Here is a 16654-nt window from a genome sequence, read left to right as displayed (position 1 = left end):
GTCCCGGATTCGCCTGAGTGAGTCCCGCCCCTGAAGCAACGAAAGGCCCCGGAACCATATGGTTCCGGGGCCTTTCGCGCGGAGAAGACGGCCGACTAGAAGTCGAGTGCGTACTTGACCTGCTCGGTCAGCACGTACCGTTCGTCAGCGGCGGCGCTGACCTGAATGGCTGCACGGTTCATCAGAGTCCCCGCGTCCGCCTCCGATGGTCACCCGGAGGATGCACTGGGCACCGAGGACCACCTCAGCCCACCACCCAGCGGGGCTCTGGAGCTTGATGGGGGTCGTCTCAATCGTCGGTCATCAATTTCTGAGGATGCCGTAGGCGTTGACGGACGATGCGCTGGATCATGATCGGGTACCCGTGAAGTAAGACGCCGACCAGCATGATCTGGGTGGCTCCGACGAAATGCGCTGTGCCGATAGCCGCCGCTGCCAGCAGAAGCGTCGCCCCCCCGGCGATGGTGTGACCCGTTTCGGAGAGTTCTGTGCCTCGAAGCAGGCGACTCAGGCGTGTATGACCCTCACCTTGCTCACGCAGGCTCCCGATGATCGAGTTCCAGCCGATGCGTCCCAGTAATCGACGCAGAGCGTCGGCCCCGAGCAGTGCATAGATTCTCGGTTCTGCGCTGGTGACCGTGTATCGGCGGCGTGCTGTGTCGACGAAGAGGGGCCCGGTGAGCAGGCCCAGGAAGGTGAATCCGCCCTGCACGACAAAGGCGTAGACAAGATGGTCCGGCCCTATGAAGCGCCATCCTGTGATCGCCAGGCCAGCCGCCACGATGATGCCGATCGCCGCGGCCACGCCGGGATGTGCAGATGTCTCGCTGCATTCCGCGCCGCGCCATCCCACACTTCGTAGGCTAGCCGCGAGGCTGCATGGCTCCGACGGTGAAGGGCTGATGACAGGACCCTTCGCGTGAGCCGGGCACCGGACCGGGGTCGGTGTCGCCACCTTGTTCCGTCGCTTCCCGACCCGCGATGACCTGGTCGCAGCGGCGTTCGCCGAGAAGATGAACGCCTACGTCAGCGCCATCGACGAGGCCGCGCGGCCACTCCCGGCCCCGCCCACGCACCGCCAGATGATCGAGCACTCATGCGCCTGACAAGGACCCCAAGGTAGAGAGGACTTCCAGCACACGTGTCTGGGCCCCGCCGAGCTTCGACCGGTCGGGTTGCGGCCGGAGTTGACGGCTGTCCGACCCGTCGAGGCCTTCCCACGGCGTGCGGCGAGGAGTAGAACGAGGTTCCCGCACGTTTCTCGGACACGGCGGCCGCGGTCGCCGGAAGGGACCCACCGATGCACCTCAGTTCTCGGGTTAGAGGAGTCGGCGCTGCCCTCGTAACGATCTCCCTGGCAGCGACTCTCGCACCGTCCAGCTCGTCGGCCTCCTCGGCCGGCCCACCACCAGCCGATCCACCGGGCACAGGCGCCGCCGGGTTCCAGGGGGAGGGCTCCGCGTCGCGCGACAAGGACGTGCGCGACGGCCGGGCCGCGCCCACCGCGAAGCAGCGCTCCGCCGTCGACGACCTCGACGCCACGGCCCGGTGGAACAAGCTCGGCACGCCGGCGATGCTGATGGCCACCGGCGCACCCCTCTCCACGGGGCTGCCCGCCGATCCGAAGGCCGCCGCGCTCGACTTCCTCACCGGGTCCCGCGACGTCCTGGGCCTCACGGCCCGGGGTGCGGAGTCGGTCGAGGTGCTCACCAGCCGTCCGCTGGGCAAGGACGCCGACGTGGTGGTCGTGCGCCAGCAGTTCGGCGACCTGGCCGCCGGCGTCGACGGCATCGCCTCCGTGGGCGTGCGCAACGGCAAGGTTCTCTACGTCAGCTCGTCGCTGGCGCGCGACGCGGCGGCGCCGGCGCCGGCCACCCTGACGGCGGCCGAGGCCGAGCGGCTCGCCGCCCGCGACGCCGGCATCGCCAAGCCCGTCGTGCTCGAGACGACCGAGGTCGCCGTGCCCCTACCGGGCGCCGCGGCCCGCGCCGCCTTCCAGGTGGTGCTCCGCTCGGAGGACGACCAGGCCGTCGGCTTCGCCAGCTACGTCGACGCCCGCTCCGGCGAGGTGCTGGTCCGCGAGGACCTCGTCGACCACGACGCCGACAACCCCGAGTGGGAGGTGTTCCCGAGCAACCCGCCGGTGGACTACTCCTCGCGCGACACTCGCGTGACCTGGTGCTGGACGCCGGTGGCCGGCTGCGAGGAGGGGGTCGGCACCAGCGCCTCGCCGCCCTGGGACGTCGACCCGACGACCAACCAGCCGACGTTCACCACGCTGGGCAACAACGCCATCGCGGTCGAGAACCGCAACAGCAACGACTCGCGCACCGTCGGCACCGAGACGGCCACGCCGTCGCCGGCCCGGGAGTACGTCTACCGGTGGACCAACCAGTGGTACGAGGAGGGCTGCAACCCCGCGACGTTCGGCTCCCCCGAGAACGTCGACCTCGACGCCGCCCGCGCGAACCTCTTCGCCATGCACAACCGCATGCACGACTGGTCCTACCACCTCGGCTTCGTCGAGAGCACCTGGAACATGCAGAAGGACAACCGCGGCAGGGGTGGCCTCGGCAACGACTACGAGCAGGGCAACGCCCAGGCCGGCGCGATCTCGGGCGGTCCACCCACCTTCGCCGCGCGTGACAACGCCAACCAGTTCACCCCGCCCGACGGCCAGGCGCCCATCACCAACATGTACATGTGGCAGCCGATCGCCGGCTCCTTCTACGCCCCGTGCGTCGACGGCGACTACGACATGAGCGTCATCGGCCACGAGTACGGCCACGCGATCAGCAACCGGATGGTCGCCGGCCCCAACGGCGGCCTCAGCTCGCCGCAGGGGATGAGCGAGAGCTGGAGCGATCAGATGGCCATGGAGTACCTCCACGAGCACGGCTACGCCGCGCCGGGCCTCCAGGCCTTCACGATCGGCCAGTACACAACCGGCGACGCCGTGGCCGGCATCCGCAACTACAACATGAGCCGCAGCCCGCTCAACTACAGCGACATCGGCTACGACGTCACCGGGCCGCAGGTGCACGCCGACGGCGAGATCTGGACCGCGACCAACTTCGACATCCGTCAGGCCTTCATCGGCCGGTACGGAGCCGGGGACGCGGCCCTCAACAAGTCGTGCGCCAACGGGCTGACGCCGGTCAACGGGTGCCCGGGCAACCGGCGCTGGATGCAGCTGGTGTTCGACTCGTTCCTGCTGCTGGCCAACAGCCAGCTCAGCCAGGTCGACGCCCGCAACGCGCTGCTCGCCGCGGACCTGCTCCGCTTCAACGGCGCCAACCAGGACATCCTCTGGAACGCCTTCGCCCGCCGTGGCCTCGGAGAGGGTGCCACCAGCGCCGGCTACGCCGCCGCGGACCCGACGCCGAGCTTCCGGTCGGCGTACGCCAGCGAGTCGACGGTCACCTTCGCGCCGCGCGACGAGCGCGGTCGCCTCGTGCGTGGCGCCCAGCTCTACGTGGGCCGCTACCAGGCTCGGGCCGTGCCGGTGGCCGACACCGACCCGACCACGGAGCTGCCCAACCGGGTGGAGCTGGTGCCGGGCAACTACGAGTTCGTGGCCCGCGCCCCGGGCCACGGCCACGCCCGAATCCCGCTGACGGCGCTGTCCGCCGGCCGAGCCAAGACCCTCGCACCGCGGATGGACACCAACCTGGCGTCCGCCGCCAACGGTGCGGCGGTCGAGGGCACGGGCAGCGACCTGGTCAACCTCGTCGACGACGAGGAGGGCACCCAGTGGGCGGCCCTGGGCGCCCCGGTCGCGGAGCAGCACGTCGTCGTCGACCTGGCCGGCGCCAAGCGCCAGGACGTACGGCGGGTGCAGGTCAGCGCCCACCTGCGGCCAGCAGCCACGAACCCCGACGGGACCCCGGCCGAGCCGAGTCAGAGCCGCTACTCGGCCCTGCGGCAGTTCGAGGTGTGGTCGTGCTCCATCGCCCGTGGGGTCGACTGCGACGAGCAGGACGAGTTCACCCGGGTGTTCGTCAGCCCGAAGGACGCGTTTCCGGGCACGGCGCCCCGGCCGCGGGCGCCGGACCTGATCATCCGGTCGTTCGACATCCGGCGTACCAAGGCGACGCACCTGTGGCTGCAGGTCGTCACCAACCAGTGCACCGGCGGCCCGGACTACGCCGGTGAGCAGGACGAGGACCCGCGCGCCGTGACGGACTGCTCGGCGGGCAGCGACCAGGACCTCAACGTCCGGGCGACGGAGTTCCAGGCCTTCGGCCGCTGAGCGACACCCGCCGGGGCCCCGACACGTTCGCGTGCCGGGGCCTCGACGGGTCAGAGCTCGGCGAGCTGTCGGTCGTCGAGGTGGTCGCGGTCCGGGACCAGCTCGTCCAGCACGCCCTCGCCGCGTCGGTCGCCGACACGACCCGCTCGCGCAGCGGTGCCGGCCGGAACGCCGGGACGACGGTGAAGCCGAGCCACACCGCTCGCCGACACCTTCGATGCCGGCCCCGCCGCGCCGGTACGAGCACGATCACCATCAGGAGGATCACCACGGGGCTGCCGCCGAGCCGCTTCGGCCGGGTCGGCTCGTGCGCCGTGGAGGTGGCGACCTCATCGGCTCTGCTCACGTCCCTCCTCCCGAGATGGAGGCATCGCCACCGGGGTAGCCACCGGGGGGTCAGGGCGGCCGATGGTGCGGAGGCATTCTCCTGGAGCCCGCGGCGGGACATGATGGGACGACTCAGGAGGCGGACGCCGTCCGGGTTGGAGGCGCCCCATGGCGAGCGACGCACCGGTCTCGAGACGGGCGCGCCGGCGCGGTCGGGGCTGGTTCGTCCTCGCTGACCTCGTACGGCTCCTCGCCACCTGGCTGGTCTCCACCAGCATCCTGTGGGCGGCCGCCAGGCTGCTTCCTGACCTCGAGGCCTCCTCGTGGGGGAGCCTGGCCGGGGTGTCGGCGGTCAGCGGCGTCGTCGGCTTCCTGGTGCGCCCGCTCCTGGTGGAGGTCAGCGTCCGACTCGGTTGGCTGACCGTGCTCCCCCTGGCCTTCGGCGCCCAGGGCGTGGTCATGCACATCGCGATGCTCATCGTCCCGGGGATCACCGCGACCTGGGCGGCGGCCTTCGTCACGAGCTGGCTCTGCGCCGCCGGCGGGACGATCGCGGCCTACCTCCTCACCGCCGGCACGGACGAGTCCCTCACCACCGCGCTCGCCCGTCGTGGCCGGTCGGTTCGTCCCCCCGACCCGGAGGTCGACGGCCTGCTCGTCGTGCAGCTCGACGGGGTGCCGTTCCCGGTGCTCCGCTGGGCAGTGCAGGCCGGCGGGGTGCCGACGATCCGCCGGTGGGTGACCTCCGGCGCCTACCACCTGCGCGAATGGACCCCGCAGCTCCCCTGCACCACCCCGGCCAGCCAGCTCGGCGTGCTGCACGGCACGGTGGCCGGCGTTCCGGGCTTCCGGTGGTACGACCGCGAGCTCGGCCGGGTGCTGGTCGCCAACCACCCCGCGGACGCGCGGATCATCGAGGAGCGGGCGAGCAACGGCCGGGGGCTGCTCTGCGAGGACGGGGTGTCGATCTCGAACCTCTTCTCCGGAGATGCCGAGAATGCGCCCCTGACGATGAGCCGGGCGAGCGCCCGTCTCGGCTCGCCCCAGACGAGGAGGGCGCTGGTCTGGTTCATGCTCACCCCCACGGGCTTGGCCCGGAGCCTGACCCGCACGGTCGGCGAGGTGGCGAAGGAGCGCTGGCAGGCGCACGCCCAGGTGCGGTACGAGCTGGTGCCACGCGTGCGCAGGAGCTGGACCTTCGCGCTGCTCCGGGCCGTGACCAACGGCCTGCTCCGCGATCTCAACACCGCCCTGATCGCCGAGGAGATGCAGCGGGGGCGCAAGGTGATCTACGTCGACTACGTCGACTACGACGAGGTCGCCCACCACGCCGGGCTGTTCCGGCACGAGTCCCTGGCCGCCCTCGAGGGCCTGGACCGGGTGCTGGCCCAGCTCGAGCTGCTCGCCGAGCATGCTGCCCGGCGCTATCGCCTGGTCGTCGTCTCTGATCACGGCCAGTCCCAGGGTCAGCCGTTCGCCGACCGCTACGGCCAGGAGCTCTCGGCCCTCTGCGCCGAGCTGATGGACGAGCGCGTCCACGACTACGAGGAGACTGACGAGGGCTGGGGCCGGGCCCACGCGCTGGTCCAGGACATCGGAGAGGAGGGGGTCGCGGGCCGGCTCACGGCTCCGGCCCGTCGCCGGGTCGACCGGGAGTGGGAGGGCGACGGCCCTGACGCCGGCAGACGCGACCGGGGTGGCGGTGACGTCCAGGCTCCCGGCCGCGCCGTCGTCCTCGGCTCGGGCAACCTGGGGCTCTTCTACCTGCCGGGCGAGACCCGTCAGAGCCTGGACGCGCTGACGGCCCGCTGGCCGCGCCTGCTTCCCGGGCTGTGCGAGCACCCGGGCGTGGGGTTCGTCGCCGGGATCGACGAGCACGGGGTCCCCTGGGCCTACGGGGACGGGGGCCGGGTCGACCTGGCCTCGGGTGCGGTCACCGGCACCGACCCCCTGGTCCGGTTCGGCGAGCACGCCAGGCGGCAGCTGCTGCGTGCGGTGCTGGACCCGAAGGCGCCCGACCTCTACCTCAACAGCTCTCTGGACGAGCAGACCCTCGACATCGCGGCCTTCGAGGAGCTCGTGGGGGCGCACGGCGGCCTGGGCGGTTGGCAGGACAGTGCGGTCCTCCTGGCGCCGCAGGACCTCGCCGGCTCCATGCCGGAGCGGATCGAGGGCGCCCACCAACTCCACCAGGTGCTGCTGGGGTTCCTCCGGCAGTCCGGCCAGCGTCTGGAGTCCGAGGCGCCCGAGTCAGATGTCCCGGCCACCCTCACATGACCAGGTCTCCCCGTGCCCGAGCCTGATCACCTGGCAGTCCGGTGCCACGGCCGAGACCTCCGCCTCGAAGGCGGCGAGGGGGCGCTCGAACCAGTCGCCGAACGTCGTCATCAGGGGTGGGTGCAAGGTGCCCCAGTGCACCGGCAGGGCGTAGCAGGCCCCGGTTACCGCGCACGCCTGCGCCGCCTGTGCCGGGCCCATGTGGTGGGCCGACAGCCGGGGACCCCACCCCCCGATCGGGACGATCGCCACGTCCAGCCGCTCGGTCCCCGCCAGCGCCGGCAGGTCGGCCATCCGGTCGTACCAGGCGGTGTCCCCGGCCACCCACAGCGTGGTGCCGTCCGAGCGCACCAGGTGCCCGTGGGCCTCGTTGGGACGGTGCGGCAGGGGTCGGCCGTGGTGGACGGCGGGCACCAAGCGCACCTGCACGGCGCCCACATCGGTCCACTCCTCCGCGCCTCGGCCGAGCAGGCCCTGTCGGCGCACCCAGGCCGCGTTGCGGCTGCCGGTCAGGACAGGCACCCCCGCGACCATGCGCAGGGACCGGAGCTCAGCGTGGTCGAGGTGCAGGTGGGAGAGGAGCACCGCGTCGGGATCTGCCCACTGCTCACGGCTCGGCCTGGGCCCCCTGCGGCGCAGCAGGTTGTTGTGCGTTCGCAGCAGGGGGTCGGTCAGCAGCCGGGTCCCTGCGAGGTCGATCACCACCGTCGAGTGACCCAGCCACGTGAGCCTCAGCTGCTCGTGAGACGAGCGCACCCATCGAGCGTAGCCCTGACGGCGCAGGCTGCCACTGGACAGGTGTGGTCGTAACGGAGCAGGGTGCTGGCATGGCTCGACTCGGGGCGCTCGTCCTGTCCACTGTCCTCATCGGCTCCGCGCTGGCGGGACCGTCGTACGCCGGGGGCGGGGGCGCCCCCGGCCACCACGGCCCGCCGGGTGCGGGCCGTGGCGACGCGGCGTCGTGGGACGAGCGGGTCATCGACGCCGAACAGAGCTTCCGTGGCCTGGACGCGGTCGACCGGCGGGTGGCGTGGGTGGCCGGCGGCAGCGCCACCGAGGGCGCGCCCGGACGGGTGTTCCGCACCACTGACGGCGGCCGGAGCTGGGACGACGTGAGCCCGCCCGACACCGAGGGACTGCTGTTTCGCGACGTGGAGGCGCGCAGCGCCAAGGAGGCCGTGGTGCTGGCCATCGGCGCGGGGGACGCGTCGCGGATCTACCGCACCATCGACGGTGGACGGAGCTGGGCCGCGGCCTTCGTCAACGACGACCCGGCCGCGTTCTACGACTGCATGGCCTTCTACCCCGGCGGCAGGCGAGGGCTGGCGATGAGCGACCCGGTCGACGGGAGGTTCCGGATCCTCGCCACGCGCGACTCCGGCCGCTCCTGGACGGTCCTGCCGGACGGCGGGATGCCGGAGGCCCCCACGGAGTTCGGGTTCGCCGCCAGCGGCGACTGCCTGGTGACCGCCGGGCGCACGGCGTACTTCGGCTCCGGGGGAGGAGTCTCGCGGGTCTTCCGCTCCGACGACTTCGGCCGGACCTGGACGGCGACCGACTCGACGATCCCGGCCGGCGAGTCCGCGGGCGTGTTCGCGCTGACGTTCCGTACGCCGAACGAGGGGGTCGCCGTCGGCGGAGACTTCGCCGCACCGGCCGACGGCGTCGACGCCGTGGCGGTCACTCGCCACGGAAGGGCCTGGCGCAACGCCGGCGACCCGCGCCACTTGGGGGAGGACGTCGCCTACCTGCCGGGGCGCGGGCAGCGCCTGATCGTCACGGGCGAGTCCGGCGAGGTGAGGGGGACCAGCGTCAGCCGCGACGGCGGTCGCAGCTGGAGGCAGGTGAGCGGGACGGGCTACCACGCCCTCGACTGCACGCGCGACGGCTCGTGTTGGGCCGCCGGCGGCGGTGGCCGCGTGGCGCGCCTCGTCCCGCGGCGCTGACGGCGCTACCCGCCGGCCGCGCCGGTGCTGGGGGCGGCGCCTGACCGGTCGGGTCGGCCGTGCAGATGCCGGGGGAGGGCCAGTGCCGGGATGATGATCAGCGCGGTGAGGGCGAACGCGACCCAGAAGGCGACCTGGTAGGAGTCGGCGAGGAGTGGCCCCACGACCGGCAGCTCGCTCTTGGGGATGGAATGCAGCTCGGTGGCCCCGCCGCCGCTGCCGCTGCCCCCGCTTTCGACGCCCCGCGAGGCGAGCTTGCGGGTGAGCTCGTGGGTCAGGACCGTGATCAGCACGGCGCTGCCGAGGGAGGCGCCGACCTGCTGGATGGCCGACAGCGTGGGCGCTCCCCGGGATGCCTGCTCCCTGCTGAGGGTGCTGTAGGCCGAGGAGATGGTCGGCATCATGACCGCGCCGAGTCCGATGCCGCGCACGAAGAGGGCGACGCAGAGCCACAGGTAGGAGGTGTCCACGCCGACCTGGGTGAAGGGGAACGTGCCGATCAGGGCCAGCACGACGCCGACCGGGACGACGTAGCCCGCGCCGATGCGGTCGGTGAGCTTGCCGGTGAGGAGCACGGCGACGATGGCGCCGAGGCCCTGCGGTGCGAGCAGCAGGCCCGCGTCGAGCGCGCCCTGGTCCCGGACGGTCTGGTAGTACAACGGCAGCAGCAGCATGCCGCCGAACATGCCGATGGCGACGAGGAAGACGGCGGCGGTGCTGTTGGCGAAGACGCGGTTGCCCAGCAGGCGGACGTCGATGATGGAGGCGGGGCCGCGAACCAGGCTGTAGGCGACGTACATGGCCAGTCCGACGGCTCCGCCGATCAGCCATCCGAGGACGCCCCACTCCCCGAAGCCGCCGCGAGAGCTGGCCTCGGAGAGCCCGTAGAGAAGTGCGGCGAGGCTGCCCGAGAGCACGACCACCCCGATGACGTCGAGCCGGACCGACGAGCCCGCAGGCGCCCCGGCGGGCAGCTTCCACACGGCCAGCGCGATGGCGACGATGCCGACGGGGACGTTGACCACGAAGATCCAGTGCCAGGTGGTGTACTCCACCAGTAGGCCGCCGAGCACGGGACCGAACACCGGCCCGAGGAGCATCGGGACGCCGAGGATCGACATGGCGCTGCCCATCCGGTCGGGCCCCGCCGCGCGGGCGATCATCGTCTGGCCGGCCGGCAGCAGCATGCCGCCGCCGAGGCCCTGCAGGATGCGGAACCCGATCAGGCTCTCCATGTTCCAGGCGGTAGCGCACAGGGCGGAGCCGAGCATGAACAAGGCGACCGCCAGGATCCAGATCCGCTTGGACCCGAAGCGGTCCATGGCCCAGCCGGTGATGGGGATGACCATGGCGACGGCCAGCAGGTAGCCGGTCACGACCCACTGGGTCTTGGCCAGCGAGGCGTCGAGGTCGGAGCTCAGGGTGTCGAGCGCGACGTTCACGATCGTGCTGTCGAGCACGGACATGAGCATGCCCGCCACGATGACCAGCCCGGTGACGACCACCGTGCGGTCGAGCTTCGCGGACGGCTCCATGCCGGGGGCATGGCCGGTCGAGGGGCCGACAGCCATCCCCGACTACTCCCTCAGCCTGCTGCCGAGCGGCTTGGCGACCACGACGAGGTACTTCGTGTAGTGGAAGTGCCCGTTGGAGTACACGACGCGGCGGGTGCAGCTGACCAGGACCAGCCGGTGCGCCCCGGTGGTCCGGAACAGCCGGCTCGGCAGCCGCTGGGTCCGGTCGTACCTCTCCGTGCCGGTCACCTGGTAGCGGTAGGACTCGCCGCCGCGGGTGACGGTGATGACCTGACCCGGCCTGGCGCGGCGCAGGCCCCACAGAGCGCCCGGACGGTCGTGCCGGTCGGACACGTGGCCCGCAACCACCGCGGTGCCGATCCGGTCGCCGACGGCGGCCGACTTGCGCAGCCAGCTGGTGAGGTCGACGTCGCCCGGCAGGTTCATGTGTCCTCGCCGGACGTTCGTGGGGAGGACGGCCGTGTCGAGCCCGATGGCACGCGCGCGGATCCTGGTCCGGGTGCCACGCTCGGAGCCGGAGCCGGAGCCGGGCAGGGTGCCGGCGAAGCCGCCGTTGATCACCGGAGTCGGGTAGGACGGCTTGGCGACGGTCGTCGTCTCCGCGGCGAGCCCGCACCTGCTCCACCCGCCCCGGTTGGCCTCGGTCGGCCGGGTCCGGATCCGCCACGTGTAGACGCCGGGCTCGGAGACCCGCACGGCCGGCGTGCGCGTCCAGCCGGCCCGGGCACGCCACGCGACGGTGCGAGCCAGGTTGGCCGATCCGCAGCCGACCGCCGCGAACGACCGGAAGGGGCCGTAGAGGCGTGCGGTCGCAGGGACCCTCGTGCCACGGGCGAGGCCGGTGATGCGGACCCGGTCGTAGAAGGGCTGCCCGGGCGTGACCCGCTTCTTAGAGGTTTGCGTCCGGATGGTCGGTCGTCCCGGCGCGGGGGGCGCCGCGCCGTTCACGGTGGCGGAGTCGGAGTTGTTGGCCAGGTTGGGGTCGTAGGGGAAGGCGTCAGACCGATCGGACGTGGCCGTGTTCGTGAGGGGGCCGTCCACGGTGACCCGCGCGGTGATCCGCAGGACCGCCTGGGGCCTGGAGGAGGGGAGGTCGACGGGCTCAAGCGTGCCGACGTCCCAGACGCCGGTGTCGGGATCGTAGGTGCCGAGCGAGGCCGTGCTGCTGAGGTAGGTGAGCCCGGCCGGCAGGACGTCGTCGACCGTCACGTCGTCGGCGGGGTCGGGGCCGAGGTTGCGCAGGCCGACAGTGAAGGTGACGGTGCCACCGAGGGCCGGGGTGGCATCGTCGACGGTCTTCGTGACCGCGATGTCCGCGGCCGGGGCGAACAGCTCGGCGAGGTCGGTGTTGTCGTCGGGGTTGGGGTCCTCGACTCGTGACTCCTGGATCGCGACCAGGTTGCGGTAGTGCCCCGAGGCGTTGTCGCTGATCAGCACCGAGACCCGCAGCGTGGCCGTGTCACCGGCTTCCAGCCGCGGGATGGTCCAGACGCGGGTGCTCTCGTCGAAGGTCCCGCGATCCGCGGTGTGGCCGGTGATGTTGGCCTGGATGAGCGCGGGGTCGTGGGCGATCGTGTCGTCCGTGGCGTTGGGGCCGTTGTTGGTGACGGTGATCGTGTAGACGACCGTGTCCCCCGGCTGGGCGACCTCCTGGTCGACGGCCTTGGTGATCGTGAGATCCGCGAGCTCGACGAAGGTGGCCGAGGCCGAGGCCGAGTTGTTGGTCTGATCGACGTCGCGTTGGTCGAGGTTGCTCAGACTGGCCGTGTTGGTGTGCTCGCCGACGCTCGTGCCGGTCGCGGTGATGGTGAGGGTGACGGTGCCCCCGACGGGGATGGACCCGACGGTCCAGGTGCCGTCGGCGGCGTCGAAGGTGCCATCGCCGCTCGCGGACACGAAGGTCAGTCCTTCCTGGAGGAGGTCGGTGAACACCGCGTTCGTGACCGTGGTCGCGGGCTGGCCCGGGACCGCTTGGTTGGTCGCGGTCACCGTGAACACCGCGTCCTGCCCGAGCGGGATCTCGGAGGCCGGTCCACCGCCCGCCGAGGCGACCGTCTTGGTGACGGCGACGTCGACCGCGGGCGCCAGGGTGGTCACGGTGGCGCTGGACTCGTTGTCCTCCGGAGTCGGGTCGTCGAGCAGCGGCGCATCGACCGTGACCAGGTCGACCTTGGTCCCTTCCGAGTCGAGCCGGGCGGTGATGGTGAGGGTGGCGGATTCGCCCGACGCGAGCCTGCCCACGTCCCAACGGCCTCCGGCGACGTCGACGGTGCCTTGGGAGGGGACGGTGTCCAGGATGGTCACGCCCTCGGGGCCGGCGTCGGTGACGTAGACGCCGCGCACCGGGTCGGGGCCGCGGTTGAGCACGGTCACCGTGTAGGTGACGGTGTCCCCGACGACGGCCTCCTCCGGCGAGGCCCCCTTGATGATGACGAGATCGGCGACGGGGGTGCGTACCGACACGGTCGCCGAGGCGGAGTTGTTGGCGCTGTTGATGTCGGCGGGGGACACGGTGGCGAGGCTGACCGCGTTGGTGAACGTCCCTGCCGTGCTGGTGTCGAGCACGAAGTCGTACGTCGCGGTCGCGCCCACGGCCAGGGAGCCGACACTCCAGATGGCGGTGTCCGGGTCGTAGCTCCCGGTGCCACCCGACTCGGCGGGCAGGTAGGTCAGGCCCGGCGGTAGGTCCTCGCTCACGGTGATGCCGGTGCCGGGGCGCGGGCCCAGGTTGGTCACCGTCACCCGGAACGTGACCGGCTCCCCGGCTGCGACCTCCTCGGAGCCGATGACCTGTTTGGTGACGGCAAGGTCGAGCGATGCCGGGTTCACGGTCGCGGTGGCGCTGTTGTTGGCCGCGTTGGTGTCCAGCTGGTCGAGCCTGGTCAGGCTCGCGGTGTTCGAGGCCACCCCGTTGGTGTCGACCCGCGCGGTGATGGTCAGTGTCACGGTGGCGTCGACCGCCAGCGCGGGGATGGACCAGGCGCCGGTGCCCGCGGTGTACGTCGACGGCTGGGGCCCCGATGTGGTGGAGGTCAGGAGCGTGAGCCGCCCCGCGGGGAGCAGGTCGGTGATCAGGATGCCGGTGGCCGCTGCCGGGCCGTTGTTGGTCGCGGTGACGGTGAAGGTGACGGTGTCACCCACGCTCGGGGTGGCGTCGTCGACGGTCTTGCGGACCGCGATGTCGGTGTTGACGCCGATGCTCGCCTGGGCCTCGGGCGACTCGACCTCCTGGCCGAAGGGTGTCTCGCCCCGCGCGACGGCGGTGTTGACGATGCTCCCGGCAGCGTTGGCCTGAGCGGTGTCGACGGTGTAGGTACCGGTGCAGGTGGTCGACGCCCCCGGTGCCAGGACGTTCGTCTCGCAGACGAGGGACTCCGCGGAGACGCGGTCGTCGGTGACGGCAATGTTGGTCACGGTGGAGCCACCGGTGTTCGTGACCGTGTAGAGGTACTCGACCTCCTGGCCGGCGGTGTACGGGGGATCGGTCTGCACGCTCTTGGCCAGGTCGAGACGTGAGACCAAGGGGACGGTGACCGTGGCCTCCGGGGAGGTGATCGTGTCGCCTCCGGGATTCACGGCGTTCGCCGTGGCGATGTTGACCACCTCTCCGGCGTCGGCGTCCGCGGCGGTGACCGTGTAGGTCCCGCGGCACACCGTGGTCGACCCCACCGCCGGCGCCGGGGTCAGCGTGGTGGCGTCGCAGGTGATCGGTCCGGTGATCGTGTCGTCCGCGATCGCCAGGGCCGAGAGGGTCTCCGTCCCGGCGTTGGTGACGGTGTACTGGTAGGGGATGACGGTGCCGGGTGTGATGACGGCGGGCAGGGCGCCGGCGCCGCGGTCGACCTGCTTCTCCAGCTGCAGCTGGGCGAGGGGGTTGACCGACCGGACGACGGCGTTGCGGATCAGGTGGACGTCGGTCACGGCGCCCGTCGCGCCGGAGAAACCGAACTTGTAGGTGCTCGGCAGGTCCGCGGGCGCGGGCACGTCGAGCTCGGTGATCCACGGGTCGTTCGGGTCGGCGGGGTTGTAGCGGACCTGGACGATGATCCGCGGGTCGGGCGCGGGGGTGACGGTGATGTTCACCTGGCGCCGGGACGCGGCGAGCGTGCGGGCCCGCAGCGTCCCCGTGCCGCCGTTGAGGGTGGTCCCCGGGTCGTTCGGGTCCTCGGCGTCCGCGGGCGTGGTGGAGGCGAGGTAGCAGTACCCGGTCATGCCGTCGCCGGGGCCACGCAGCGTGATCACGTTCGGGGCGACCGCGCCCTCCGCGGTCGAGGGCGAGCGCTCGTCCTCGGGGCAGCCGTCCCCCCGCCTCTCGGCGTCGTCGTAGTAGTTGCCGTAGGCGTCCAGCCCCACGCCGAGGACCCCGCCGACGACGCCCGGCTCGTCGTCCCCGCCGCTCGCAGGAGTGCGTTGGGCGTAGCCCAGGCTGCCGCCGGCCCCGCCGGTCCGGGTCAGGTCGGTGGCCCCGTCGACGAGGAAGAACCCGATGCCGTCGGCTCCGGTGCCGCCGTACTGGTACTGGTCGAAGGTGATGGTCACCCCGGCGACGGCCGGGATCGGCCGGTTGTACAGCACGCTGCCCGCGGTCTGGGTGCTCGTGTCGGTCAGCTGCAGGTAACCGGGAATGGCGCCGAGCGTCGGCACCGGGCCCGACCGGTGCCGCGCACAGGTCGGGATCTGGGCCGCCCCGGCCGGAGGCGCCGTCAAGGCCCCGGTCAGGCAGGTGTCTCCCTGGGCGGTCCATGCCGGATCCGCCACCGACCTGCCGGTGAACGTCTCTTCCACGATCGTGGTCCCGCCCGTCGGCGGGTCGGCGTACGCCGGCGCGAGGGCCACGTCGGGGACGACCGTCAGGGCCGCAGCCACGACCGCGCTTACGGCCAGGACAGCCACCTGTCGAATACCCACGACAGCACCTCTTCTCCGAGCTGGACACGTTCATCCACCATCGGAGTGCAGGTCGTGGCTGCCCACGGCCGAATGTCACCCCATGTCCGGGTCGGATGCCTCTAGGGGGACCCGGCGGAAGGTGCGGCCGGGCTCACTCCCGGGGCAGGGAGCGTTCCGTGTCGGCGGAGGTGTCGTTGCGGACGATGACGACGGGGCAGGCGGCGTGTCGGGAGACCTGGTCGCTCACGGAGCCGAGGGCGAGACCTTGGAAACCGCCCAGCCCGCGGGCGCCGACGACGATCAGATCGGCCTCGGCCGCGCAGTCGAGCAAGGCGTTGGCGGCGGGGCCGCGCCTGGCGAGGTACTCGACCTCGACGTCGGCGTAGTCCGCGACGACCTCGGCGCAGTCATGCTCGAGGTCCTTCAGGACCGCGGTCTCGAAGTCGTCGATCGGGGGGATGTGGCCGAACGTCTGGGTCTCGGGGCGCGGCGCCGTCCGCATGGACCAGCCGCGCACCACCTGCACGGTGCCGCCCACCGCGCGAGCATGCTGCAGCGCCCAATGCAGGGCCGGCTCGGCCGCCTTCGAGCCGTCGTTGCCGACGATGATCAGAGGCTTCTCGGTGGTCATGGCCCCAGTCTCTCACCGCGGCCGCACCCGGGGCCGTGGGGTGCCCATGGATGTCGGTGGCGCTTCCTAGGATGGTCGACGACGACACAGGGAGGTACGGCGTGCAGCTCACGGAGGCGGCCCGGCTGGGTCGCTCGCTGCTCGATGAGCACGGACTCCATGACTGGGAGCTGGTCTTCGACCGTGCCAAGCGGCGGGCCGGGATCTGCCGCGAGGCCGAGCGCCGCATCGGGCTGTCCGCGCCGCTGACGCAGGTCCACAGCGAGGCGGACGTGCGCGACACGATCCTGCACGAGATCGCGCACGCCCTGGTCGGCGCGCGCCACGGCCACGACCGGGTCTGGAAGGCCACCGCTCGGCGGATCGGCTGCAGCGGCGAGCGGCTGATCTCCGCCGACACCCCGGGTGTCGACGGGGCCTGGGTCGGCGTGTGCGCGGCCGGTCACCGGGTGACCCGGCACCGCCGCCCCCAGCGCCCGATGGCCTGCGCCACCTGCTCGCGGGCCTTCGACCCGGCCCACCTCTTCTCCTGGACCCACCACGGTCGCAGCGTGGCCATGACGCCGGCCTACGACGCCCAGCTGCGCCGCGTCCTCGCCCGGCCGCCCGTCCCCCAGGCGGGTCTGCCGGCCGACGTGGGGGAGCGGCTGCGGGTGATCGCCCAGGGTCGCTACGAGGGCGTCGTGGGCACGCTGGTCAAGCGCGGGCGCACCCGCTACCACCTGGCGATCCGCGGCGGCGTGCTGACGGTGCCGTTCCCGCTCGCCGAGCGGGTGGACGCGGGTCGCGAGTAGGG

General features: G+C 72.1%; 11 protein-coding genes. 5 read left to right on the top strand and 6 right to left on the bottom strand.

What is annotated here, in order from left to right:
• Positions 1 to 289 precede the first annotated feature (289 nt).
• Entirely contained in the window at positions 290 to 853 is a 564-nt protein-coding gene (locus LRP67_RS00125; RefSeq protein ID WP_231267923.1) for a hypothetical protein, read from the bottom strand.
• A gap of 103 nt (positions 854 to 956) precedes the next feature.
• Here LRP67_RS00125 and LRP67_RS00120 point away from each other — a divergent pair, with 103 nt between their 5' ends.
• Together LRP67_RS00120 and LRP67_RS00115 are read left to right on the top strand one after the other, a co-directional pair.
• On the top strand, positions 957 to 1106 hold the full coding sequence (locus LRP67_RS00120) for a hypothetical protein (protein WP_231267922.1): 150 nt from the start codon (positions 957 to 959) through the stop codon (positions 1104 to 1106).
• A 371-nt stretch (positions 1107 to 1477) separates the two neighbouring features.
• Positions 1478 to 4252 (top strand): M36 family metallopeptidase, encoded by a 2775-nt coding sequence (locus tag LRP67_RS00115; protein ID WP_231267921.1) that lies wholly within the window; start codon positions 1478 to 1480, stop codon positions 4250 to 4252.
• A 50-nt stretch (positions 4253 to 4302) separates the two neighbouring features.
• Here LRP67_RS00115 and LRP67_RS00110 read toward each other — a convergent pair whose 3' ends face one another.
• The gene (locus LRP67_RS00110) at positions 4303 to 4449 is read right to left on the bottom strand and encodes a hypothetical protein (RefSeq protein WP_231267920.1); all 147 of its coding nucleotides are present in this window, start codon (positions 4447 to 4449) and stop codon (positions 4303 to 4305) included.
• A gap of 298 nt (positions 4450 to 4747) precedes the next feature.
• On the opposite strand from LRP67_RS00110, the gene LRP67_RS00105 reads away from it, so the two are divergent.
• On the top strand, positions 4748 to 6856 hold the full coding sequence (locus tag LRP67_RS00105; RefSeq protein WP_231267919.1) for a phage holin family protein: 2109 nt from the start codon (positions 4748 to 4750) through the stop codon (positions 6854 to 6856).
• Here LRP67_RS00105 and LRP67_RS00100 read toward each other — a convergent pair.
• Positions 6830 to 7612, bottom strand: coding sequence for an MBL fold metallo-hydrolase (locus LRP67_RS00100; RefSeq protein ID WP_231267918.1), 783 nt, complete (start codon positions 7610 to 7612; stop codon positions 6830 to 6832). The genes LRP67_RS00105 and LRP67_RS00100 overlap by 27 nt on opposite strands.
• A 71-nt stretch (positions 7613 to 7683) precedes the next feature.
• On the opposite strand from LRP67_RS00100, the gene LRP67_RS00095 reads away from it, so the two are divergent.
• Positions 7684 to 8802: an oxidoreductase gene (locus LRP67_RS00095; protein WP_231267917.1), complete on the top strand. Its 1119-nt coding sequence runs from the start codon at positions 7684 to 7686 to the stop codon at positions 8800 to 8802.
• Between the two features lie 5 nt (positions 8803 to 8807).
• Here the strand turns inward: LRP67_RS00095 and LRP67_RS00090 are convergent, their stop codons facing one another.
• From LRP67_RS00090 to LRP67_RS00080, 3 genes are all read right to left on the bottom strand, one after another.
• Positions 8808 to 10373 carry an MDR family MFS transporter gene (locus tag LRP67_RS00090; RefSeq protein ID WP_231267916.1) on the bottom strand — a complete coding sequence of 522 codons (1566 nt, stop codon included), beginning with the start codon at positions 10371 to 10373 and terminating at the stop codon, positions 8808 to 8810.
• A 6-nt stretch (positions 10374 to 10379) separates the two neighbouring features.
• On the bottom strand, positions 10380 to 15203 hold the full coding sequence (locus LRP67_RS00085; protein WP_231267915.1) for a sortase domain-bontaining protein: 4824 nt from the start codon (positions 15201 to 15203) through the stop codon (positions 10380 to 10382).
• Between the two features lie 175 nt (positions 15204 to 15378).
• On the bottom strand, positions 15379 to 15858 hold the full coding sequence (locus LRP67_RS00080; RefSeq protein ID WP_231267914.1) for a universal stress protein: 480 nt from the start codon (positions 15856 to 15858) through the stop codon (positions 15379 to 15381).
• A 101-nt stretch (positions 15859 to 15959) separates the two neighbouring features.
• On the opposite strand from LRP67_RS00080, the gene LRP67_RS00075 reads away from it, so the two are divergent.
• Entirely contained in the window at positions 15960 to 16652 is a 693-nt protein-coding gene (locus LRP67_RS00075; protein ID WP_231267913.1) for a SprT-like domain-containing protein, read from the top strand.
• The last annotated feature ends 2 nt before the right edge of the window (positions 16653 to 16654 follow it).

This window comes from Nocardioides sp. cx-169, from assembly GCF_021083605.1.
In the GTDB taxonomy this organism is placed as follows: domain Bacteria; phylum Actinomycetota; class Actinomycetes; order Propionibacteriales; family Nocardioidaceae; genus Nocardioides.
This window is presented reverse-complemented; position numbering and strand designations above follow the sequence as displayed.